Annotated in this window: 19 protein-coding genes; 10 read left to right on the top strand and 9 right to left on the bottom strand. The window is 68.0% G+C overall.

All coding sequences use genetic code 11. The features are described from left to right. The first annotated feature begins 22 nt into the window (after positions 1-22). The 3 genes from AC0IZS_RS29725 to AC0IZS_RS29715 all read left to right on the top strand — a co-directional run bounded on the left by AC0IZS_RS29725 (position 23) and on the right by AC0IZS_RS29715 (position 1,973). Positions 23-727: a fumarylacetoacetate hydrolase family protein gene (locus tag AC0IZS_RS29725; protein ID WP_471638964.1), complete on the top strand. Its 705-nt coding sequence runs from the start codon at positions 23-25 to the stop codon at positions 725-727. A 10-nt stretch (positions 728-737) separates the two neighbouring features. Next, positions 738-1,370 carry a maleylacetoacetate isomerase gene (gene maiA / locus AC0IZS_RS29720; RefSeq protein WP_471638963.1) on the top strand — a complete coding sequence of 211 codons (633 nt, stop codon included), beginning with the start codon at positions 738-740 and terminating at the stop codon, positions 1,368-1,370. Positions 1,371-1,457: 87 nt separating this feature from the next. Further along, complete coding sequence (locus AC0IZS_RS29715) at positions 1,458-1,973, top strand: MarR family winged helix-turn-helix transcriptional regulator (RefSeq protein ID WP_057203731.1); 516 nt, start codon at positions 1,458-1,460, stop codon at positions 1,971-1,973. Between the two features lie 65 nt (positions 1,974-2,038). Here AC0IZS_RS29715 and AC0IZS_RS29710 read toward each other — a convergent pair whose 3' ends face one another. The 4 genes from AC0IZS_RS29710 to AC0IZS_RS29695 all read right to left on the bottom strand — a co-directional run bounded on the left by AC0IZS_RS29710 (position 2,039) and on the right by AC0IZS_RS29695 (position 7,121). Further along, on the bottom strand, positions 2,039-3,670 hold the full coding sequence (locus tag AC0IZS_RS29710; protein WP_471638962.1) for a DHA2 family efflux MFS transporter permease subunit: 1,632 nt from the start codon (positions 3,668-3,670) through the stop codon (positions 2,039-2,041). Between the two features lie 15 nt (positions 3,671-3,685). Next, entirely contained in the window at positions 3,686-4,996 is a 1,311-nt protein-coding gene (locus AC0IZS_RS29705) for an EmrA/EmrK family multidrug efflux transporter periplasmic adaptor subunit (RefSeq protein ID WP_471638961.1), read from the bottom strand. 67 nt (positions 4,997-5,063) lie between these two features. Continuing rightward, on the bottom strand, positions 5,064-6,536 hold the full coding sequence (locus AC0IZS_RS29700; protein WP_471638960.1) for an efflux transporter outer membrane subunit: 1,473 nt from the start codon (positions 6,534-6,536) through the stop codon (positions 5,064-5,066). 51 nt (positions 6,537-6,587) lie between these two features. Next, positions 6,588-7,121 (bottom strand): MarR family winged helix-turn-helix transcriptional regulator, encoded by a 534-nt coding sequence (locus AC0IZS_RS29695; protein ID WP_471638959.1) that lies wholly within the window; start codon positions 7,119-7,121, stop codon positions 6,588-6,590. Positions 7,122-7,287: 166 nt separating this feature from the next. On the opposite strand from AC0IZS_RS29695, the gene AC0IZS_RS29690 reads away from it, so the two are divergent. Both AC0IZS_RS29690 and AC0IZS_RS29685 read left to right on the top strand, forming a co-directional pair. Beyond that, positions 7,288-8,235: a ketopantoate reductase family protein gene (locus AC0IZS_RS29690; RefSeq protein WP_471638958.1), complete on the top strand. Its 948-nt coding sequence runs from the start codon at positions 7,288-7,290 to the stop codon at positions 8,233-8,235. A gap of 824 nt (positions 8,236-9,059) precedes the next feature. Continuing rightward, entirely contained in the window at positions 9,060-10,331 is a 1,272-nt protein-coding gene (locus AC0IZS_RS29685) for a M20/M25/M40 family metallo-hydrolase (protein ID WP_471638957.1), read from the top strand. A gap of 207 nt (positions 10,332-10,538) precedes the next feature. Here the strand turns inward: AC0IZS_RS29685 and AC0IZS_RS29680 are convergent, their stop codons facing one another. The 4 genes from AC0IZS_RS29680 to AC0IZS_RS29665 all read right to left on the bottom strand — a co-directional run bounded on the left by AC0IZS_RS29680 (position 10,539) and on the right by AC0IZS_RS29665 (position 14,127). Further along, positions 10,539-11,498: a 2-hydroxyacid dehydrogenase gene (locus AC0IZS_RS29680; protein ID WP_471638956.1), complete on the bottom strand. Its 960-nt coding sequence runs from the start codon at positions 11,496-11,498 to the stop codon at positions 10,539-10,541. Positions 11,499-11,590: 92 nt separating this feature from the next. Beyond that, the gene (locus AC0IZS_RS29675) at positions 11,591-12,052 is read right to left on the bottom strand and encodes a nuclear transport factor 2 family protein (protein WP_471638955.1); all 462 of its coding nucleotides are present in this window, start codon (positions 12,050-12,052) and stop codon (positions 11,591-11,593) included. Positions 12,053-12,187: 135 nt separating this feature from the next. Then, a complete protein-coding gene (gene kdgD, locus AC0IZS_RS29670; RefSeq protein WP_471638954.1) occupies positions 12,188-13,099 on the bottom strand; it encodes a 5-dehydro-4-deoxyglucarate dehydratase in 912 nt (303 codons plus the stop codon). A gap of 50 nt (positions 13,100-13,149) precedes the next feature. Further along, positions 13,150-14,127 (bottom strand): Bug family tripartite tricarboxylate transporter substrate binding protein, encoded by a 978-nt coding sequence (locus tag AC0IZS_RS29665; RefSeq protein WP_471638953.1) that lies wholly within the window; start codon positions 14,125-14,127, stop codon positions 13,150-13,152. A 434-nt stretch (positions 14,128-14,561) separates the two neighbouring features. Between AC0IZS_RS29665 and AC0IZS_RS29660 the strand changes: the two genes are divergently transcribed. Together AC0IZS_RS29660 and AC0IZS_RS29655 are read left to right on the top strand one after the other, a co-directional pair. Continuing rightward, positions 14,562-15,659 (top strand): lactonase family protein, encoded by a 1,098-nt coding sequence (locus AC0IZS_RS29660; RefSeq protein ID WP_471638952.1) that lies wholly within the window; start codon positions 14,562-14,564, stop codon positions 15,657-15,659. Between the two features lie 51 nt (positions 15,660-15,710). Continuing rightward, positions 15,711-16,703: a Bug family tripartite tricarboxylate transporter substrate binding protein gene (locus tag AC0IZS_RS29655; RefSeq protein WP_471638951.1), complete on the top strand. Its 993-nt coding sequence runs from the start codon at positions 15,711-15,713 to the stop codon at positions 16,701-16,703. A gap of 21 nt (positions 16,704-16,724) precedes the next feature. Here AC0IZS_RS29655 and AC0IZS_RS29650 read toward each other — a convergent pair whose 3' ends face one another. Further along, positions 16,725-17,069, bottom strand: a complete 345-nt coding sequence (locus AC0IZS_RS29650) for a helix-turn-helix domain-containing protein (RefSeq protein ID WP_471638950.1) — start codon at positions 17,067-17,069, stop codon at positions 16,725-16,727. A gap of 187 nt (positions 17,070-17,256) precedes the next feature. Between AC0IZS_RS29650 and AC0IZS_RS29645 the strand changes: the two genes are divergently transcribed. The 3 genes from AC0IZS_RS29645 to rimP all read left to right on the top strand — a co-directional run bounded on the left by AC0IZS_RS29645 (position 17,257) and on the right by rimP (position 22,361). After that, entirely contained in the window at positions 17,257-17,646 is a 390-nt protein-coding gene (locus tag AC0IZS_RS29645) for a thioredoxin family protein (RefSeq protein WP_471638949.1), read from the top strand. A gap of 291 nt (positions 17,647-17,937) precedes the next feature. Continuing rightward, positions 17,938-21,504 carry a DEAD/DEAH box helicase gene (locus AC0IZS_RS29640; protein WP_471638948.1) on the top strand — a complete coding sequence of 1,189 codons (3,567 nt, stop codon included), beginning with the start codon at positions 17,938-17,940 and terminating at the stop codon, positions 21,502-21,504. 263 nt (positions 21,505-21,767) lie between these two features. Then, positions 21,768-22,361 (top strand): ribosome maturation factor RimP, encoded by a 594-nt coding sequence (gene rimP, locus AC0IZS_RS29635; protein WP_471638947.1) that lies wholly within the window; start codon positions 21,768-21,770, stop codon positions 22,359-22,361. The last annotated feature ends 59 nt before the right edge of the window (positions 22,362-22,420 follow it).

Here is a 22,420-nt window from a genome sequence, read left to right as displayed (position 1 = left end):
TTTGTTCTATTGAAAGCCCTGCATGTCCACCACCTACCTCTGGACCCCTCCCGCCACCGTTTCGCTGCCTGTGCGCGGCCAGGCCGCGCGCCTGCCCGTGAACCGCCTGTTCTTCGTGGGCCGCAACTACCACGCCCATGCGCTCGAGATGGGCCGCCCCGTGGACAAGTCGCAGGAGCGGCCGTTCTACTTCACCAAGTCGCCGTCCACGGTCGTGGAATCCGGCGCCACCGTGGCCTACCCGCCGGGCACCGAGAGCTACCATTACGAGATGGAGCTGGTGGTGGCCATCGGCACGGCGGGCTTTCGCATCGCGCCCGAGCAGGCGCACACGCATATCTATGGCTATGCCTGCGGGCTGGACATGACGCGGCGCGACCTGCAGCTCGTGGCGCGCGACAAGGGCCGGCCGTGGGACCTGGGCAAGGATGTCGAGCAGTCCTCCATCGCCTCCGAGGTCGTGCCCCTGCCCGGCGTGGTGATCGAGCGCGGGGCCATTGCGCTCAGCGTCAACGGCCAGGTGCGCCAGCAGTCCGACGTGGACAAGCTCATCTGGAACATCCGCGAGCTCCTTGCCGACCTCTCGCAGTTCTACCACCTGCAGCCGGGCGATCTGGTCTACACCGGCACGCCCGAGGGCGTGGGGGCCGTGGTTCCGGGCGACCGCATCGAGGGCCATGTGGACGGCGTGGGCAGCATTGCCCTCAACGTCGGTCCCGCAGAGTGAAGCTTCCAGCATGAAGCTGCACCACTTCTTTCGCAGCGGCACTTCGCACCGGCTGCGCATCGCCCTGCACCTCAAGGGCCTGCAGGCCGAACATATCCCCGTGGACCTGCGCCAGGAAGAGCACCTGGGTGACACTTACCGCGCCATCAACCCGCAAAGGCTGGTGCCTGCGCTGGAGCATGAAGGCCAGGTGCTGATCCAGTCGCCCGCCATCATCGAATGGCTGGAGGAGCGCTACCCCGAGCCGCCGCTGCTGCCGGCCGGCGTGGATGCCCGCGCCCAGGTGCGGGCCCTGGCCGCACTGGTGGGCTGCGACATCCACCCCGTCAACAACCGCCGCATCCTCGAATACCTGCGCCACCAGCTGGGTTGCGACGAGGTGGCCGTGAACGCCTGGTGCTCCACCTGGATAGGCGCGGGCTTCGATGCCTACGAGGCGTTGCTTGCGCGCGATGTGGCGCGCGGTGCCTTCAGCTTCGGCCATTCGCCCACCCTGGCCGACGTGTACCTGGTGCCCCAGGTCGAAAGCGCGCGCCGCTTCCAGATCGACCTGGCGCGCTGGCCGCGCATCAGCGCGGTGGACGCTGCCTGCGCGGGGCTGCCAGCGTTCCAGCTGGCGGCGCCCGCAGCGCACGCGAATTGAGCATGCGTGCCGGCGGCGGCTTCCGATAGACTGCGGCCTCGCGGATTGCCGCTCCCTCGTTGTCCATCGTCGCCTGCCTGTCTGCCCATGTCCTCATCCCATTCTCCAGCGCTTGAAGAACTGCCCGGCCACTACATCCGCCGGCTGCAGCAGATCGCGGTGGCCATCTTCCTCGAAGAGACGCAGGAAGTGGGCATCACCCCCGTGCAGTTCGCCGCCCTGGCGGCCGTGCAGCGCGAGCCGGGCCTGGACCAGCGCCGCCTGGCCGGCCGCATCGGCTTCGACACCTCGACCATCGGCAGCGTGATCGACCGGCTGGAAGCCCGCGGCTGGATGGTGCGCAACAGCAGCCCGGGCGACCGCCGCGTGCGCCTGCTGATGCTCACGCCCGACGGTGAAGACCTGTTGCGCCAGGTGGAGCCCGGCATGCGCCGCGCCCAGAAGCGCATGCTGGCCCCCTTGCCGCCCGAGCAGGGCGAGCTGTTCATGGCCATGCTCAAGACCCTGGTCAACGCCAACAACGTGCTCAGCCGGGCGCCCAGCGTCACCAGCACGCCTGAGCTGCCGGCCTCGCGCACCCGCGCCAAGGCCAGCAAGGGCTAGGAACAAAAAAGGTGGCGAGCCCGAGGGCGCGCCACCTAGTCGTTAAAGCTGTTCCAAGCCCGGAGTCAATGGGCTCCTGCCGCGTCTGCCGACGCAGCGCCCCCTTGCGCGGGACGCTTGGTGAGCCAGATCAGCCCGATCAGCAGCAAAAACAGGCCGGCCGAGCCCAGGAAGATGTCGTTCGCCGCACGGGTGAAGGCCTGCTGGTCGATCAGCCGGTTGACCTGGGCCAGCGCCTGCAACTGCGTGAGGCCCGATGCCATCAGGTTGTCCAGCGTGATGGCGAAGACGCCCTGGCCCTGCACCAGGCCCTCGGTCAGGTGGGCATGGTGCATGGCGGCCCGGCTCTCCCACAGCGTGGTGGCAATCGACGTCCCCATGGCCCCGGCGGTGATGCGCACGAAGTTGCTCAGGCCCGCCGCAGCCGGGATGCGCTCGGGCGCCAGGCCCGACAGCGTCAGCGTGGTCAGCGGGATGAAGAAGAACGCCATGGCCGCGCCCTGCAGCAGGGTGGGGATCAGGATGTGCACGAAGTCGGTCTGCACCGTGAACTGCGAGCGCATCCACAGCACGATGCCGAAGACGATGAACGCGCCCGTCGCCATGCGCCGCGGATCCCACTGGCCCACCTTCTTGCCCACCAGCGGCGTGAGCAGGATGGCGAAGATACCCACCGGCGCCAGCGCCATGCCGGCCGAGGTGGCGGTGTAGCCCATCCACTGCTGCAGCCACAGGGGCAGCAGCACCACGTTGCCGAAGAACAGCGCGTAGGCCACCGACAGCGCCAGCGCCCCGAAGGTGAAGTTGCGGCCCTTGAAGAGCTTGAGGTCCACCACCGGGTGCTTGTCGGTGAGCTCCCAGACCAGGAACACGGCGAACGCCACCACCGCAACGACGGCCATGAGGATGATCTCGTTGGAGGCGAACCAGTCGAGCTCCTTGCCCTTGTCGAGCATGAGTTGCAGCGCGCCCACCCACAGCACCAAGAGGGACAGGCCCACGGTGTCGATGGGCAGCTTGCGGATCGGGGTCTCGCGCTTGCGGTAGATGCCCCAGGTGAGCACGCCGGCGAGCAGCCCCACGGGCACGTTGATGTAGAAGATCCACGGCCAGGAGATGTTGTCCGTGATCCACCCGCCCAATAGCGGTCCGACCACGGGCGCGACCAATGTGGTCACGCCCCACAGGGCAAGCGCAGTGCCCGCCAGCGCACGCGGGTAGCTGGCCAGCAGCAGCGTTTGCGACAGCGGGATCATGGGCCCGGCGACCAGGCCCTGCAGCACACGGAAGAAGACCAGCATCTCCAGCGACGAGGCAAAGCCGCACAGCCAGGAGGTGAGCACGAACAGCAGCACGCTCATCGTGAACAGCCGCACCGCGCCAAAGCGCTGCGTGAGCCAGCCCGTGAGCGGCACCGAGATGGCATTGGCCACGCCGAAGCTGGTGATGACCCAGGTGCCCTGGCCTGGGCTCACGCCCAGGTCGCCGGCAATGGCGGGGATGGAAACGTTGGCAATGGACGAATCCAGCACGTTCATGAACGTGGCCAGCGACAGCGACAGCGTGCCCAGCAGCAGGGCCGTGCCCTGCAGCGGTGGATAGGCCGCAGGCGGCCCGGGCGGGGCGGCTGGCGGCGTCGTCACAGCAGGCGGCGCCGAAGCGCCGGCCTGGTCTGCGGTAGGGTTGGCGGCAGTCATGGAAAAGACTCCGGCTTACTGCACCACAGGAGCACGCACGGGTGCGGATGCGTGGTTCTGAGCCTGCACGGCGCTGCTGCCCTGTGTGGAGGGCACCCTGGGCGAAGCCACGGCCACGGCCTTGCGGCCCAGGTTGGCGGCGATGATGTGGGCGACTTCGTCATCGGCGGCCTTGAACTGCTCGTCGAACACCGCCGTGGAGGCCACCGGCGTGCTGCGCTGGACGTCCGACAGGGTCTTGCCGCTCTGGTCGGCGGTGTCCACCTTCACGTCCATCGACAGGCCCACGCGCAGAGCGTGTTCAGCCACTTCCTTGGGGTCCAGGGCAATGCGCACGGGCACGCGCTGCACCACCTTGATCCAGTTGCCCGTGGCGTTCTGTGCGGGCAGCAGCGCGAACGCGGCGCCGGTGCCGGCACCCAGGCCCGTCACCTTGCCGTGGTAGACCACCTTGGTGCCGTACACGTCGGCCACCAGCTCGGCGGGCTGGCCGATGCGCAGGTTCTGCAACTGGCTTTCCTTGAAGTTGGCGTCCACCCACAGATCGCTCAGCGCCACCAGCGTCATCAGCGGGGCGCCGGCCTGCACGCGCTGGCCCACCTGCACGCCGCGCTTGGCGACATGGCCGTCGAGCGGCGCCAGGAGCTGGGCGCGCTGCACGGCCAGGTAGGCCTCGCGCACGCGGGCCGAGGCGCGCTGCACGTTGGGGTGCTGCTCGATGGAGGTGCCTTCGGTCTGCGTCTGGCTGGCGGCCAGTTGCTCCTGTGCGGCCACCACGGCGGCCTGGGCCGCGGCCACGGTGCTCTTGGCGGCCGTGACCTGGGCGTTGGCGTGCTGGAACTCTTCCTTGCCCACGGCGCCGCTGGCCATCAGCGGGGCGCGGCGGGAAACGTCGTCCTGCAGGCGCGCGGCTTCGGCCTGGGCGCGGGCGAGGTCGGCGCTGCGCAGGCTGACCTGGGCCTTCAGGGTGGAGTTGTTGGCGAACAGCGTGCGCACTTCGCGCACCGTTTGCGCCAGCTGCGCTTCGGCCTGTTCCAGCGCCACGCGGGCGTCGGCCGGGTCGAGCTTGACCAGCAACTGGCCGGCCTTGACGTAGTCGGTGTCGTCCGCACCGATGGAGACCACCGTACCGCCGACCTGCGGCGTGATCTGCACCACGTTGCCCGCTACGTAGGCGTTGTCGGTGGTCTCCATGTGGCGGCCATTGGCCCAGTGCCAGGCTCCCCAGCCGATGGCGGCAATGGCCACGGCGGCGGCGATCAGGGTCAGGCCGCGGCGGCGCGCGGGGTTGGTGGCTTCTTTGTTAGAGGCAAGGGGTTCGCTCATGGCAAGGGTCCTTCGGGAATGTGCTGTTGTGTGTGGTTTTTTATGCGTCGTATCGGGTCGCTGGCGCTCAGCGGGCCGCGGTCTGTAGCGTGGCGGTGTCGTCCGTCCAGCCGCCGCCCAGGGCCTTCATCAGCTGCAGGCGGGTGTCGAGCTGGCGGGCGCGCAGGTCCACGGCCAGGCGGCGCTGGGCCAGCACCTGGCTTTCGGTGGAGAGCACCACCAGGTAGTTGCCCAGGCCCGCGCGGTAGCGCTCCTGCGCAAAGCGGTAGGCCTTTTCGGCGCTGGCGGCAGCATCGTCCTGCAGCGCCTGCTGGCGCGTGAGGGACTGCACCGAGGCCATGGCATCGCCGGCCTCCTTGACCGCGTCGAGCACCATGCCGTTGTACTGGGCGATGGCGGCATCGAGCTCGGCCTGGCGGCCGCCCAGCTGGGCGCGAAGGCGCCCTCCGTCGAAGATCGGCAGGCGCAGCGCGGGCGTCACGCCCATCTGGCGCGAGCCGGCGTTGAACAGATTGTCCAGCCCCAGCGAGTTCAGGCCGATGAAGGCGGCGATGTTGATGTTGGGGTAGAACTCCGTGCGCGCAACCTTCACACCCTGGGTCGCGGCCTCCACGCGCCAGCGCGCGGCCACCACGTCGGGGCGGCGGCCCAGCAGGTCGGCACCGAGCGCGTCGGGCACGGCCGTGGGCTGCAGGGCGGCCAGTTGCGGGGTCAGCGTGGTCAGCGCATCGGGCGCCTGACCGCTGAGCACGGCGACCTGGCGGCGCGCCAGGGTGATCTGCTCGTCCAGCGCCTCGATCTGCGTGCGCGCATCGGGCACGGCGGCCTGGGCCTGGGTCAGCTCGACCTGGCTGTCCAGGCCCGCGGCCACGCGGTCGTTGGTCAGGCGGCGCTGCTCTTCGCGCTGTTCCAGGGCCCGCACGGCCACTTCGCGCTGCGACACCAGGCGGGCCAGCGCCACATAGCTGCGGCCCACCTGGGCCGCCAGGGTGTTGGCGGCGGCGGCGGCGTCGGCCTGCGCGGCGCGCGCCTGGCCCAGGGCCACCTGCAGCTCGGCCGCATGCTGGCCGAAGAAATCGGGCGACCAGCTGAACGTCGCCTGCACCGTGCCGCTGTTGTAGGTGTTGCCGGCCACCGGGGCGGGCACCAGGCCGTGGGCGGTGTAGCGCTGGCGCGTGGCGTCCACGCCCAGGTTCACCTGTGGGCCGTTGGCGGCTTCGCGCACCTGGCTCAGCGCCACGGCCTGCTCCAGGCGGGCCCGGCTCACGGCCAGGCTGGGGCTGCCCTGCAGGGCCTTGTCGACCAGGGCGTTGAGCTGAGCATCACCGAGGGTGGTCCACCACTGCGAGGGGGCGGCAGATTCGGTGGCCGCTGCGTTCAGGCCCAGTGCGGCCGGCGTGGTCTGTGCCAGTGGCGTATGGGCTGCGCCGGGGCTGGCGCAACCGACCAGGAAGAGGGCGGCCGCCAGCGCGACGGCCGACACGGCGAAATGGGCCGCCATGGCGGCACGGGTGGACAGGGGTGCGGTGGATGAGGACATATCTGCTATCTCTTGCTTGAAGGGGTCCGGGAGGGGGGCTCAGAGGCCGGGTCAGGCGGCCGGTGGCTGCTGTTGTTGTTCCTGGCGCACGGCATCGCCGTTGGCCAGCATGCGGCGCAGCATGCTGAGCAGCAGCTGCCATTCATCGCGGGTGAAACCGCGCAGGTGCTTGTTGAGGACTTCGGCGAGCACGGGGGGCACCTTGGCGGCGACGGCCTCGCCTTCGGGCGTGAGCACCACATGCACCACGCGCCGGTCGGTGGTCGAGCGTTCGCGCAGCACCAAGCCCTTGGCTTCCAGACGGTCCAGCGTGCGCGTCATGGAGGCCGCGTCGGTCTCCAGTTCGCGCGCCATCACGGCCACCGTGGCGGCGGCCTGGCCCGTCACGGCCTGGCATGTGGAGATCTTGAACAGCGGCAGCCATTGCGCGAAGGTCAGGTCGTGGGTGGACAACTGCGCGTCCGCCTGCGTGCGGATGGACGACATCACCTTGCGCATCAGGTAGCCCACGCTCTCCTCGGCAGGGCTGTGGCCGTTGCCGTAGAAGGACACGTCGGATGAAGAGGTGGGAGATGTCGATGTCATGGCCAGGAATTTAATTGACTAGACAATGATTGTCTTCGCAAGTAATTAATTTCCGACTCCACTGCAGGGGAATTTGCAGCTGCTCGCCAGCTTGCTGCACCGGCATCGGCCGGCCGATATAGTCGGCAGGCCATGTCGGCCTGCTTTGCGTACCGGACGTTCTTCCATGACCACCACCGCCTCCCTTGCTGAACCCGCCGTCCCTCTGTTGCGTGTTGCCGTCATGGGGGCCGGGGCCGTGGGCTGCTATTACGGCGCGCTGCTCGCGCGGGCTGGCCATGCGGTCAGCCTGATCGGCCGGCAGGCCCATGTGCAGGCGGTGCAGCAGCATGGCCTGCGCCTGCAGACGGCTGTGCTCGACGTGCAGGTGCCCATGCAGGCCAGCACCGAGGCCAGCGCCGTGCAGGGTGCCGACGTGGTGCTGTTCTGCGTGAAGTCCACGGATTCGGAGGCCGCCGCGCGCGCGATCCAGCCTTACCTGGCGCCCGGGGCGCTGGTGCTCACGCTGCAGAACGGCGTGGACAACGACGAGCGCGTGCGCGCCGTGCTGGACCGTCGCACCCCCGTGGCCGCCGCCGTGGTCTATGTGGCCACCGCCATGGCCGGCCCTGGCCATGTGCAGCACCATGGCCGGGGCGAGCTGGTGATCGCGCCGTCGCCACGCAGCGAGGCGGTGGCCGCGCAGTTCGCCGCCGCAGGCATTCCCACGCAGATTTCGGACAACGTGCGCGGCGCGCTCTGGGCCAAGCTGGTGCTCAACTGCGCCTACAACGCGCTGTCGGCCCTGTCGCAGCAGCCCTATGGGCCGCTGGTGAAGGTGCCGGGCGTGACCGAGGTGATCGCCGACACCGTGGCTGAATGCCTGGCCGTGGCGCGGGCCGATGGGGTCAACATCCCTGGTGATGTCGATACGGCCGTGCAAGGCATCCCTGCCACCATGCCGGGCCAGCATTCCTCCACCGCGCAGGACCTGGCGCGCGGAAAGCCTACCGAGATCGACCATCTGAATGGCTATGTGGTGCAGCGTGGCGCGGCCTTGGGCGTGCCCACGCCGCTCAACCGGGCGCTGCAGGTGCTGGTGAAGCTGGCAGAGGGGAGACGTGTGGCTGTTTGATGGGCCTGGAGGGCCGCTGTTTGTCTTTTTTGACAGCATGCCTATGTTGAGGGCAGAGGCCGGGATGTGCGCCCGGCGGCGCACCTACTTTCTTTTTGCGCAAAAAGAAAGTAGGCAAAGAAACAGCGCCCCGCTGCCCGTGTCCCTTCGCTGCGCTACGGGCAACCTGCGATGCTCGCGCCTGGGGTGGCGTCGCTGAACTCGCTTCGTTCTTCGAACTCCGCTCAGACAGCAGCGACGAGCCAGACCACGAAGCGCGTGTCCTTCGGCACGCGCCCACCCCAGGCCCTGCGCTTCTCGGCACGGTCAGAAGGGGGTGGGAGCGGGCTCCATACGGGCCATTGCTTCGCTCGGCCCCAACTGCCTCGCTGCGCTTCGGCCGTCGGCAGCGCGCAGCGCATAACCGACCCCAGGCGCGGCTGCGAAAGCAGCAGCCGCCTTTGACCCCGCTCCCCACCCCTGCTGGCTGCGCCGAGGAGCGCAGGAGCTGGGGTGGGCGTGTGTGCCGAAGGACACACACGCTTCGTCTTCTGGCTCATCGCAGATGTTTGAGCGAAGTTCGAAGAACGTAGCGAGTTCTGCGATGCCACCCCAGATCCGAGCACCGCAGGTTGCCCCCATCGCCCGACAGGGCGATGGGGGACGCAGACTGGGGGCCGCCTTCTCTTTGGTGACTTTCTCTTGGCGGCCAAGAGAAAGTTACTGCGCCGCCGGGCGCACATCCCGGCCTCCGCCTTCCGCGCAAGCATGCTGCCCAATCGAGACCCAGATCCCGACTCGCCAGGCTTCATAATCAAAAAAATCATTCCATCAACAGCCACACCATGCACCACCCCCTCCGCCCCCTGGTCGCCTCCCTCTCCCTGGCCTTCGCCGCCGCCATGGCCCACGCCGCCCCGGTGGCCGAGGTCCATGCCCTGGCGCAAAAGGAGCAGCAACCCCTGCTCGACACCCTGCGTGACCTGGTACACATCGAATCGGGCAGCAAGGACATCGAGGGCCTGAACCAGATCGCCGAGCGCATCGCCAGCCAGCTCAAGCAGCTGGGCGGCACGGTGGACGTGCTGCAGACCAGCGACGTCTACCGCCTGGACGACACGCCCGAGAAGGTGGGCCCCGCCGTGCAGGCCGTGTTCAAGGGCACGGGCAGCAAGAAGATCATGCTGATCGCGCACATGGACACGGTGTACTTGAAGGGCATGCTCAAGGGCCAGCCCTTCCGCATCGACGGCGACAAGGCCTATGGCCTGGGCATCTCCGATGACAAGCAGGGCATCGCCCTCATCATCCACACCATCGCGGTGCTGCAAAAGCTCAACTTCAAGGACTACGGCACCCTCACGGTGCTGATTAATGGTGACGAGGAAATCAGCTCGCCCGGCTGGCGCAGCACCATCACCCGCGTGGCCTCGGAGCAGGACGTGGTGTTCTCGTTCGAAGGCGGTGGCACCGACGGTACCCTGCGCCTGGCCACCAGTGGCATCGGTGCGGCCTACATCACGGTGCAGGGCAAGGCCTCGCATGCCGGCGCCAAGCCCGAAGACGGCGTGAACGCGCTGTACGAGCTGTCGCACCAGTTGCTGCAGATGAAGGACCTGTCCAAGAGCGACGAGGGCCTCAAGCTCAACTGGACCGTCTCGAAGTCCGGCACCAACCGCAACGTGATTCCCGCCGAAGCCACGGCCCAGGCCGATGCCCGCGCCCTCAAGGTGGCAGACTTCGACGGGCTGGAAAAGTCTTTGCAGGAGAAGATCAAGACCAAGCTGTTGCCCGCCTCCAAGGTGGACGTGAAGTTCGAGGTGCGCCGCCCACCGCTCGAAGCCAGCGAGGCATCACGCCGCGTGGCCGGCTACGGCAAGGTCATCTACCAGGAACTGGGTCTGCCGCTCAGCGTGGTCGAGAAGGCCACGGGCGGCGGTACCGATGCGGCCTTCGCGGCCCTCAAGACCAAGGGCGCGGTCGTGGAGGGCATGGGCCTGTCGGGCTACGGTGCCCACTCCAACGATGCCGAGTATGTGCAGGTCAACACCATCGTGCCGCGCCTGTACCTGGCCACGCGCATGATCATGGATATTTCCAAGGGCGTGTTGAAATAAAGCACCCCCTGAGTCGCTTCGCGCCTTCACCCCTCTCTCATATTGCTTCGCAATCTGGGAGGGGGACGCCCCCAGCGCGGCGGGGCGGCCCTTGCGCGGGGGCACTGGCCTTGGCCGCGCCAGTTTCATGCATTGCGGGTGGCACGTAGCTCAATGAACCAGAAAAAAGGCCCTCGCTCGGCAAGCGCCGAAAGGGCCTTTTTGTGATCAGACCGTGGGCACTGGCACGCGCACCGCGCCCGTGGCGTAGAAGGATTGCAGGTTCTCCAGCACCAGGTCGGCCATGGCGCGGCGGGTTTCGTGGGTGGCGCTGGCGGTGTGCGGGGTGAGGACCACGTTGTCCAGGTCCACCAGCGCGGCAGGCACCTGGGGTTCGTTCTCAAACACATCGAGCCCGGCACCGGCGATGCGTTTTTGCTGCAGGGCCTCGACCAGCGCGGCCTCGTCCACCACGCTGCCGCGCGCCACGTTGATGAGGTAGCCCTTGGGGCCCAGGGCGTCCAGCACCTCGCGGGTGACCATGTGGCGCGTCGAGGCGCCGCCGGCCACCGTGAGCACCAGGTAGTCGGCCCACTGCGCCAGTGCCAGCAGCGATTCGAGGCGGGGCAGCGGCGAGCCTTCGACCGGGCGGCGGTTGTAGTAGCCGACCTGCATGCGAAAGCCGGTGGCGCGTTCGGCCACCGCCAGGCCGATGCGTCCCATGCCGACGATCCCCAGGCGCTTGCCCGACACGCGGGTCTGCGGCGCGTAGCGGGCCCGGGGCCATTCGCCGCGGCGCACGAAGCGGTCGCTCGCGGCCACGCCGCGTGACACGTCGAGCATCAGCGCAAAGGCCATGTCGGCCACGCAGTCGTTGAGCACGTCGGGCGTGTAGCCCACGGGGATGCTACGTGCCTGGCACGCGCCAATGTCCAGCGCATCGAAGCCCACGCCGAAGCTGCTCACTACCTGCAGCCGGGGCAGGGCGGCAATCACCTCACCCTTGAGGCCGATGGACGCCGATGTCGCCACGCCGGTGAAGCTGTCGCCATGCTCTGCCAGGAAGGCGGCCGGGTCGGCCTGGTCGGACAGGCAGACCACGTCATAGCGGGCGGCCAGATCGGTCTCCAGTGCCGGGAGGGGCAGGCGGGCGATTTGCAGGAGGCGGGGCTTGGAGGGCTGGGTCATGAAGGAGAGGGGGATGGGCTGGTCCCGGGGAGCCAGGCCAGCCGTTGTGAAGGCGGGCCGCAACGTTTGCGTTGCAGCCCATGGCGACGATCTTACGTCGCCACGCGGATAGCCTGGCGGGCCAGCAGCTTCCACTGCCCGCCCTGCTGCTGCCACACGCCCAGGATCTTGATCTGCACCTTGCCGGGCTTGCCCGAGTCGTTGGTGTCGGCCGTGAGCGTGTGGCGCACGATGGCGGTGTTGCCCACGACCTTGATGGTCTGGTCGCTGATGGCAATGGTCACGAAGTCGGACTTGCCGGCAAGCAGGTCGCCGATGAAGCTGTCCTTGGTGTCCACGCGGCCGCCCGAGTGGCCGTAGCTCAGGTCATCCGCCACCAACTGGGCCAGTGCGGCCTGCGTGGGGTCGACCATGGCCACGCGCAGGCGCTCGGCCGCAGCGGCCACCGATTGCTCGGACGCGGCGGACGATGCTGCAGGCGAGTTGCTTGCGCAGCCGGTAAGGGCTGCGATGGCCACGGCAGCAGCGGCTGCGAGGACGATTTTCTTGATCATCTTGTCTGTCTCCATTGTTGTGTTTGAGGATGTAGATGCGTGCCGCAGGGAAAATTCACGCGCCCGTGCACGGCCAGGCGAATGGAGATCGTGAAATGAAAAAGGGCCTGGTGAACACCAGGCCCTTTGGTGGGCTTACTGCGGGCCGAGCTTGTCGATCAGCGCTTTCAGCTGCTCCATCTCGGCCGGCTTCAGGTCCGTCAGCGGCGCGCGCACAGGCCCTGCGTCGTGTCCCACCAGCTTGGCGCCGGCCTTGATGATGCTCACGCCATAGCCTTCCACCTTGTTGCGGATGTCCAGGTAGGGCATGAAGAAGTCCTTGAGCAGCCGGTGCTGCGTGGCCATGTCGTCGGCCGCCACGGCCTTGTAGAAGTCCATCGCCGTCTTCGGGATGAAGTTGAACACCGCCGACGAGTACACCGGCGTTCCCAGCGCCTTGTACGCGGCCGCATACACCTCGGCCGTGGGCAGCCCGCCCAGGTACGAGAAGCGATCACCCATCTTCATGAAGATCGAGGACATGGTCTCGATGTTGCCCACGCCGTCCTTGAAGCCGATCAGGTTGGGGCAGCGCTCGGCCAGGATGGCCAGCGAGTTCGCGGTCAGCTTGGTGCGGTCGCGGTTGTAGACGATGACGCCGAACTTCACGCTGTTGCAGACCGCAGCCACATGCTCGATCAAACCCTCCTGGCCGGCTTCGGTCAGGTAGTGGGGCAACAGCAGGATGCCATGGGCGCCCAGGCGCTCGGCCTCCTGGGCATGGGCGATGGCGGTGCGGGTGGGGCCGCCGGCACCGGCAATGATGGGCACCTTGCCGCGGCAGGTGTCCACCGCGGTCTTGACCACCTCGCTGTACTCGGGGCCCGACAGCGAGAAGTACTCACCCGTGCCGCCGGCGGCGAACAGGGCGGTGGCGCCATACGGGGCCAGCCATTCCAGGCGTGCGGCATAGCCCTTGGGATTGAAGTCGCCCTGCGCATCGAAGTCCGTGACGGGGAACGAGAGCAGGCCGGAGCCCATGATGGATTTGAGGTCTTGCGGGTTCATGGTGGTAGCGGGGCTGGGAATGAAGGGGTTGGAAAGACGCTGGCAAAGGCTCAGTCGAGCTTGATCTTGGCGGCCGAGACCACGCTGGCCCAGCGTGCGCGTTCCTTGGCGAAGAACTGGTCCTGCTCGGCGGCGGTCATGGTTACGACCTCGGCGCCCTGGCCAGCCAGGCGCGAACGGATGTCGGGTGCGCGGATCACGCTGATCAGCGCCTTGTTCAAACGCTGCACCACGGCCTCAGGCGTGCCGCGTGGCAGCAGGATGCCTTGCCAGGTGCCGGATTCGTAGCCGGGCACGCCCTGCTCGGCGATGGTGGGCACGTTGCCCAGCAGCGGCATGCGCGTGGACTTGGAGACGCCCAGCACCTTGAGCTTGCCATTGGTCACCTGGGGCAGGGTGGCCAGCATGCCGTTCATCAGCACCTGGGTCTGGCCGGCCACGGTGTCCTGGATCGCGGTCACGCCGCCCTTGTAGGGGATGTACTGCCAGCGCGCGCCGCTGGCGCGCTCCAGGGCCACGCCGGCCAGATGCGGTGCGCTGCCCGTGGCGGTGACGGCGAAGTTCAGTTCGGCGGTCTTGGACAGCGCCACCAGCTCCTTGAGGTTGTTGGCTGGCACCGAGGGGTGTACCACCAGCAGGTGGGGCGAGTAGGCCAGCATGGTCACGCCACGCAGGTCCTTGGAAGGATCGAACGACAGCTTGGTGTAGACCGAGGGGCTGATGGCCAGGGCGCCCACGTCGCACAGCAGCATGGTGTAGCCGTCCGGCTCGGCCTTGGCCACGAAGTCCGCGCCCAGGTTGCCGTTGGCACCGGGCTTGTTCTCCACGATCACGGTCTGCTTGAGCAGCTCCGACAGCGGCTGGCTGATGGAGCGGGCAATGATGTCCGAGCTGCCGCCGGGCGGGTAGGGCACGATCAGCTTGATGGTTTTGGTGGGTTGCCACTCGGCGGCGGTCTGGGCCGTGGCGGTGGTGGCGGCAAGGGCGGCGGTGCACGCCAGGATGGCGTCGCGGCGGGTGATTGTCATGTGTTGTCTCCTGGTTTCACTGTTGTTGCTAGTCATCGTACAACTAAGCGCGTAGAAAAACAATTGCCCTTACAAAAAAAGAGCGCATTAAAGTGCCGATGGGGTGACTGCCTGGGGTGCCTGATGCCCCGCGACAGCGGAGCCCATCGTGCGTTGTCTGTTGTCGAAGGGGTGTGGATGGTGCTGCATCCTCCTATGGGGATGCCTGGTCGGTGGCAGTTTTTTCGCTGCATGCACTGCAAGCCCAGGGAGCATGCAATCGGGTTCGGGTAATCCCTTTGGTCAGAAGCGCTGTGCGCCTCCACAATCAGCCATGTTGTATGACAACATATGACGCACAGTCCTTTTCATGGAGAGCGGGACCCCGCTGCGTCGTGTCGCCCGCATGCCCGTGTCCCCTGCCTGTGCGGACCCCCGTTTGAAAGGAAATACTGATGACCCGTGTAATTCGTTGGCGCGGCCTGGTGCTGCCCCTGGCTGCCAGCGCCCTGTGGCTGGGTGCCTGCTCTGCGGCAACGGCCGCTACCTGGGTGTATGTGTCCAACGCTGACAGCCAGGATCTGTCCGTGCTGGAACTCGACCGCAGTGCCGGCACGCTCAAGCCCGTGGAGACGGTGCCCCTGGCCGGCATGGCCATGCCCATGGCGGTCAGCCCGGACAAGCGCGTGCTCTATGTGGCGCTGCGCTCCCAGCCGTTCCGGGTGGTCAGCCTGGCCATCGACCCCGCCAGCGGCAAACTGCGCAAGCTGGGCGAGGCGCCGCTGGCCGACAGCATGGCCAATATCGACACCGATGCCACGGGCCGCTGGTTGTTCGCCGCCTCGTACCCGGGCCACAAGATCACGGTCAACAGCATCGGCAAGGACGGCGCCGTGGGCGCCGTGCAGCAACTGATCCCCACGGCGCCCCATGCGCACGCCATCCATGCCGATGCCGCCAACCGCCATGTGTTCGCCACCAGCCTGGGCGGCGACAACCTCTCGGCCTGGCGCTTCGATGCGGAAACGGGGCGGCTCACGGCCCACGAACCCGCAATCACCAGCATCGCCCCCGAGAAGTCCGGCCCGCGCCACTTCGTCTGGGACCGTGCGCAGCGCCATATGTATGTGCTCAACGAGCTCGATGCCGCCGTACACGTGATGGCCTACGACGGCGCGCGCGGCACGCTGCGGTCCGTGCAGCGCACCACGGCGCTGCCCGCCGGCTTTGCCGGCAAGCCCTGGGCGGCCGACCTGCACCTGTCGCCCGACGGCCGCACGCTGTACGCGTCCGAGCGCACGTCGAGCACGATCAGCAGCTTTCGCGTCGATGCCGCCACCGGCCAGTTGCAGCCCCTGGGCCAGGTGCCCACCGAAAAGTCGCCGCGCGGCTTTGCGGTGGACTCCTCGGGCCGCTTCCTGATCGCGGCGGGGCAGGAGTCGCACAGCCTCTCGCTGCACCCCATCGATGCGGCCACGGGCATCCCGGGCGTGCCGACCCGTGTGCCCGCCGGCAAGAACCCCAATTGGGTCGAGATCGTCGACTTCCCCTGAGCATCGCCCCCCCCCTTTTTTTCATCCGCTTTCCATCGCGAGACAAACACCATGCAACGCAGAACCCTCATCCACACGGCGGCCCTGGCCGCAGCCTGCGGCCTCATGGGCCTGCCCGCCGCTGCCCAGGGCACCTGGCCCACAGGCAAGCCCATCAGCTATGTCGTTCCCTTTGCCGCGGGCGGCACCACCGACACCCTGGGCCGCATGATCGGCCAGCAACTGGGCACGGCCCTGGGCACCACGGTGGTGGTGGAGAACAAGGCCGGCGCGGCGGGCAGTGTGGGCTCGGAGGTGGTGGCGCGCGCCGCGCCCGACGGTTACACGCTGCTGGGTGGCACGGTGAGCTCGCACGCGATCAACGCCACTCTCTATCCCAAGCTCGGCTACGACGCCATCAAGTCCTTCAGCCCGGTCACGCTGATCGGCACCAACCCGGTGGTGCTGGTCGTGGCGGCCAACAGCCCGTACAAGACACTCAAGGATGTGCTGGCCGCAGCCAAGACCAAGGAGGGCGGCCTGTCCTCCGCCTCGGCCGGCACGGGCAGCTCACAGCACCTGGCGGTGGAGCTGCTGGGCTTCAAGTCGGGTGTGAAGTTCACGCACATCCCCTACAAGGGCAGCGGCCCGGCGATCCAGGACGTCATTGGCGGCCAGGTGGACATGATGTTCGACACCACCGTGGTGGCGGCGCCGCATGTGCAAAGCGGCAAGCTGCGCGCCATTGCCGTGACCTCGCCCAAGCGCCTGGCCTCCATGCCCGACGTGCCCACAGTGGCGGAGTCGGGCATCAAGGGCCTTGAGGACTTCCAGGTCCAGTCCTGGCAGGCCATCTTCGTGCCGGCGGGAACGCCCGCGCCGGTGGTGGGCCGCCTGCACGACGAGATCCGCAAGATCCTGGCCCAGCCCGAGATGCAAAAGCGCCTGGCAGGCTTCGGCATGGAGCCGGCCGATCTGAACGTGGGGCAGATCGCCGCCTTCCAGAAGGCCGAGGTCGAGAAGTGGGCCCAGGTGATCAAGGCCGCCAACATCAAGGCCGATTGAGCCGCCGCAACGGCGCGGCGCCTACTCGGGCGAGATGGTTTCCTCGCCGTCTGCGACGGCATCCGTCACGGTGCCGGGCTCCTGGCTTGCAGCGGTCCTGGGTTGCAGCACGAACTCGGGGTGCTGGCCGGTGAGCAGCAGGAACATGGCGAACACCGGGCCCTGCATGCTGCGCTCGTCGCTCGGGCTCTCCAGGGCCTGCCAGGTGCGCGACTGCAGGCCGCCCCGGCTGCCGGTCTGCAGCGGATAGCCCAGCAGCTCTGCCGCCTGCGCCTGGCTCAATCCGGCGGCCGTGCGCGCGGCCTTGAGTTGGTCGCCGCTGGGGATCGGCATGTTCAGCGCAAGGGTGTCGGGGCGATGGCTCATGGGTGGGGTGGTGCGTGGGTGTGCGGGATGTGTGGATTGTCGTCCAGCACCCGCGTGGCGTGCATGGATGCCGTGCGCAGTGGACAGGTGGGCATTCTGCCTCCACTGCGGGGCTGCCCGCGTTGTGCCTGCAGCCTGCCCCAAGCCGTTGTAAAGTGGCACGCCACCGCCCCGAAGGATTTCGCAGATGCACAGCCCGGCCGCCTTGCCCGATGCCACTCCCGCCGCCAGCTCCCCGCAGGGCTGGTGGGCCGTGTGCCTGTGCGCCAACTGGTGCGGCACCTGCCGTGATTACCGGGTCCTCTTCGATGCCCTGGCCCAGGCCCATCCAGAGGTGCGCTTCGAGTGGGTGGACATTGAGGATGAATCCGAGCTGGCGGGCGACCTGGACGTGGAGACCTTTCCCACCCTGCTGATCGCCGATGGCACGAGCGCGCGCTTTCTGGGGCCTTTGTTGCCCCAGGCGCCCGTGCTGGCGCGGCTGCTCTCCAGTCTGCAGGCGGGGCAGGGCGGGCGGGCGACGGGCGGTGATGCGCAAGAGGTGTTCGAGCGCGTGCGCGCGGCACGCGGGGGCTGAGGTAGGGGTCTAGTGCAGTGTTTCACGCTATCTGGCACATAAAAAGTCGTCTTTTCGGCCCTGGCCGCGTTGCAAATCCTCGCGATACGCCCGGTATCGCTGTGGTTTGCGCCTTGCCAGGACCAAAAATCCGCCCTTTTTATTTGTGCCATCAAGCATGAAGCACTGCACTAGCGGCCACCTCCATGGGGCAGGTGGGGGCTATGGCCTGCTATTTTTTGAATAGCAGTTTGTGCAGTACCATGAACCGATAGCCCCTGTCGACCCCCTGTTTGCGTACTGGATTTTTCCATGTCCCTGGAGTTCTGGTTCGAGCCTGAATCGCTGCGTGCGTTGTGCGACGACGGCGTGTGGTCGCGGGGAACGGCGCTGTTCAAGGCGCGTGCCGTGCGGCGCCTGGCCATCAGCGCCCAGGGCGACCACTGGCTGCTCGAAGGCGACGTGCAGGGCACCCAGCTGGCGCCCTACCGACTGGCCGTCTCGATGGCGCTCATGCCCGATGGCGCGGTGGACTACTGGCGCAGCCAGTGCAGTTGCCCGGTGGGCCTGCAGTGCAAGCATGGCGTGGCACTCATGCACCAGGCAGCGCGCCAGGGGCCGAGCGAATCCGACCGGGAGCGGGGCCTGGCCGTGCCCGCCGCCGGGCTGAGCCGTCCGCCGCCCGCCCGCAGCGATGCGCAGCAGCGCATGGCCGAGGTACACCGCCTGGAGTCGGAGGCACGCCTCATGAACTGGCTGCAGGCGCTGGACAAGGCTGCGGGGCTGGGCGATGCCGATGCGCCCGCGGGTGCCGTTGCCGATCGCCCCGAGCAGTATGTGTACCTGGTGTCCGCCGTGGGTGCGCCGCGTGCGGCGCCCATGCTGCAGCTGGAGGCTGTGGTGTCCTACCCCAAGGTCACTGGCGGCTGGGCCAAGCCCAAGCTGGTGCGCACCCAGCCGGGCAAGGGCCAGGCGGTGTTCGACCGGGCCAGCGACACCGACCGCCAGGTGCTGCAACTGCTGCGTGCGCTGCCGCGCCATCAGAATTACTACTCGGCCTACAGCGGCGCGCCCTGCGCGGTGCTCGAAGGGCAGATCGGTCTGCTGGCGCTGCAGCAGGCCGCCAGCACCGGGCGCCTGTTTGCCGATGCGGGCGGCTCCACCGTGGGCGAGCCCCTGCGCTGGGGCGGCCTGCTGCCCATCGAGTGGACCTGGCAGGCCGTCTCCGGCGGTACTGCGGGCGCCCTGGCGCAGGACAGCGGCTGGGCGCTGCAGGCCCGCCTGCGCGAGGCGGGCGCCACGCTGTGCCACAACAGCCCGCCGATGTACCTGGATGCCGCCGCAGGCCTGTGCGGCCCCGCGCACGCGCCGGGCATGGAGTCCGCGCAGCTGGAGGTGCTGCTGCATGCGCCCCCGCTCAGTGCCGCCGCGCTGCAAAAATACCAGGCCGAGGTCGCCCGCCGCCTGGGCTCCTTGCCTCTGCCACCCGTGCTGCACGGGCTGACCCGGCTCGATGGCGTGGCCCCGGTGGCGCGCCTGCACCTGGCGCCCACGCCGGCGGTCGGGGTCGCGTACATGGGGCTCATCTCGGCGCAATTGCGCTTCGACTACCAGGGCCATGTGGGCTGGTGGGCGGGGCAGCCCCTGTCGGTGCTGGTGGATGGCCAGGAGGGCGAGGGCGGCAAGGTGCTGCTGCAGCGCGATGGCCGCGCCGAGATCGATGCCATCTCGCGCCTCATGGACCTGGGCCTGCTCGGTGTGGACGAGGGGATGTTCGGCATTCCCGGCGAGCGGCCGCAGGGCGCCTGGATGCTCTGGGCCGACGAGGGCTTTGCCGCGCTGCGCGACGCCGGCTTTGCGCTCACGGTGGCGCCCGAACTCGATGGCTGGATCACGCACGCGCAGACCATCCATGTACACCTGGGACCGGAGGGGCAAGGGGGTGGTGAGGAGGACGATGAAGATGAAGACGCCTTCGGGCTGGACGATGAGGGCGGCTCGGCCGCACGCGGCGAGGGCGCCGAGCCCGCTCCGTCGCCCTGGTTCGAGCTGTCGCTGGGCATCGAGATCGATGGCCAGCGCCACAACATCCTGCCCTGGCTGCCCGACCTGATCGCGGCCGCGGCCGCTGCGCCCCCCGATCCTGCCGAGCCCGGTGGCGGCGCCAGGGGGCTGCCGGCGCTGCCTCCGTACCTGTACCTGCCGGCGCCCAGCGGCCACGGCTTCGTGCGCCTGCCCACCGATACCCTGCGCCCTTGGCTGGCGGCGCTGCTGGACCTGGCGGGCGACCGCGCGCACGATTTTTCGGGCGAGAGCCTGCGCCTGTCGCGCCTGGAGGCGTTGCGCACCAGCGCCTCGCTGGGCGATGGCGTGGCGTGGGAGGGGGCGGCCAGCCTGCACGCCCTGGTGCAGCAACTGCAGGGGCAGGGCCAACTGCCCGAGGTGCCGGTACCCGCTGGGGTGCATGCGCAGCTGCGGCCCTACCAGCAGCAGGGGCTCAACTGGCTGCAGTTCCTGCGCGCCAACGGCCTGGCCGGCGTGCTGGCCGACGACATGGGGCTGGGCAAGACCTTGCAGACGCTGGCGCACATCCAGGTCGAGAAGGATGCGGGCCGCCTGGTGCAGCCCGCACTCATCGTGGCGCCCGTCAGTTTGATGGGCAACTGGGAGCGCGAGGCTGCGCGCTTCACCCCCGGCCTGCGCAGCGTGGTGCTGCACGGCAAGGAGCGCCACGCCCTGGCCGAATCCATGGCTGAGCACGACCTGGTGATCGCCCCCTACTCGCTGCTGCAGCGCGACCGCGAGCGCTGGCTGGAGGCGCGCTGGCACATGGTGGTGCTCGACGAGGCGCAGAACATCAAGAACGCCACAACGAATGCCGCGCAGGTGGTGGCCCAGCTGCAGGCCAACCACCGGCTGTGCCTGTCGGGCACGCCCATGGAAAACCACCTGGGCGAGATCTGGAGCCTGTTCCACTTCCTGATGCCGGGCTTCCTGGGCAGCCAGCAGCGCTTTCGCGACCTGTTTCGCAACCCCATCGAGCGCCAGGGCAGCACCGAGCGGCTGGCGCAGCTGCGCGCGCGCATCACGCCCTTCATGCTGCGCCGGGCCAAGTCGGTGGTGGCGCACGAGCTGCCGCCCAAGATCGAGACCGTGATGCCGGTGGACCTCTCGGGCGGCCAGGCCGATCTGTACGAGACCATTCGCCTGGGCATGGAAAAGACGGTGCGCGAGGCACTGCAGGCCAAGGGCCTGGCGCGTTCGCAGATCACCATCCTCGACGCCTTGCTCAAGCTGCGCCAGGTGTGCTGCGACCCGCAGCTCGTGCCGCTGGAGGCGGCGCGCAAGGTGCATACCTCGGCCAAGCTGGCGCAACTGATGGAAATGCTGCCCGAGATGCTGGCCGAGGGCCGGCGCATCCTGCTGTTTTCGCAGTTCACGAGCATGCTCTCGCTGATCGAGGCCGAATTGTCGAAACGTGGCCTTTCCTGGGTCAAGCTCACCGGGCAGAGCCAGAAGCGCGACGCCATCATCGACCGCTTCACCAGCGGCGAGGTGCCGCTGTTCCTCATCAGCCTGAAAGCCGGCGGGGTGGGGTTGAACCTGCCCCAGGCCGACACCGTGATCCACTACGACCCGTGGTGGAACCCCGCCGTCGAGGCCCAGGCCACCGACCGCGCCCACCGCATCGGGCAGACGCAAAGCGTGTGGGTGGTCAAGCTGGTGGCGCGCGGCACCATCGAAGAGCGCATCCTGGCCCTGCAGGACAAAAAGGCCCAACTGGCCGAAAATCTCTACCAGGGTGCGGCCGGGCGCAAGCAGCCGCTTTTCACCGAAAGCGACCTCGCCGAGCTGCTCCAGCCGCTGTCACTGTCGTAGCGCAAGGGGGCGCCGTACGGTCCTCCATGGGGCTTTGGGTGGCGCAAACCCGCGCCGGGCGTTGTTCTGCCGCACATGCGTGGCATTTGCTGCCTGCCCGTGGGCCCGCAGCTTTGCAAATCAACACTTTACGGGCTACAATACGTTTCTCACGACCAAGCGGGCGGGTACCAACCGCCCGTTTTTTTTGGCCGTTTGCTTTTGGAGCTCGAAGCCTCTGGGGGTTATCGGGTTTTTTGTTTTTCCGGGATTGAATAGAACACGTGGCACTGCAGCAAGTCGTTGAACAAATCGTGATTGGCCTGGGGTATGACCTGGTGGAGATCGAACGCTCCGCCGGTGGTCTGCTGCGCATCACCATCGACTTGCCCTGGGTACAGCCTGCCGCCGATGCGCCCGCGCCGGCCGCCGAGCAGTACGTCACGGTCGAAGATTGCGAGAAGGTCACCCGCCAGCTGCAGTTTGCGCTGGAGGTCGACGGCGTTGAATACAAGCGCCTGGAAGTATCTTCTCCCGGAATCGACCGGCCCTTGCGCCACGAGCAGGACTTCGTGCGTTTCGAAGGTTCGGTCATTGACATCACATTGAAGGCGCCCATCGGCGCAGCAGGTGCGGGGCAGGTCAACGCCACGCGCAAGAAATTTCGCGGCACGCTGGAGCGGGCCGAGGCAGGGGGCTGGCAGATCGTCTGGAGCGACGAGCCCGCTGTCAAGCCAGGTCAAAGAGTCAGCAAGAAGCGCGTGCCCGCCCCGTTGCAGGCGCTGGGCTTCACCCTGGATGAAACACGGGACGTGCGCCTGGCGCCCATCGTGGATTTCAAGGGGCGCAGCAACAAGGCAGGGGCCGAGCCCGCCTGAGCTGCAAGCAGGCTGCTGAATGAATTGGGCAGATGGCCGCCGCGTGCAGTCTTTGCTTA

It is taken from the genome of Acidovorax sp. AC410, from assembly GCF_979253235.1.
The sequence above is the reverse complement of the archived record's forward strand: the minus strand, read 5'-3'. Positions and strand labels throughout refer to the sequence as shown.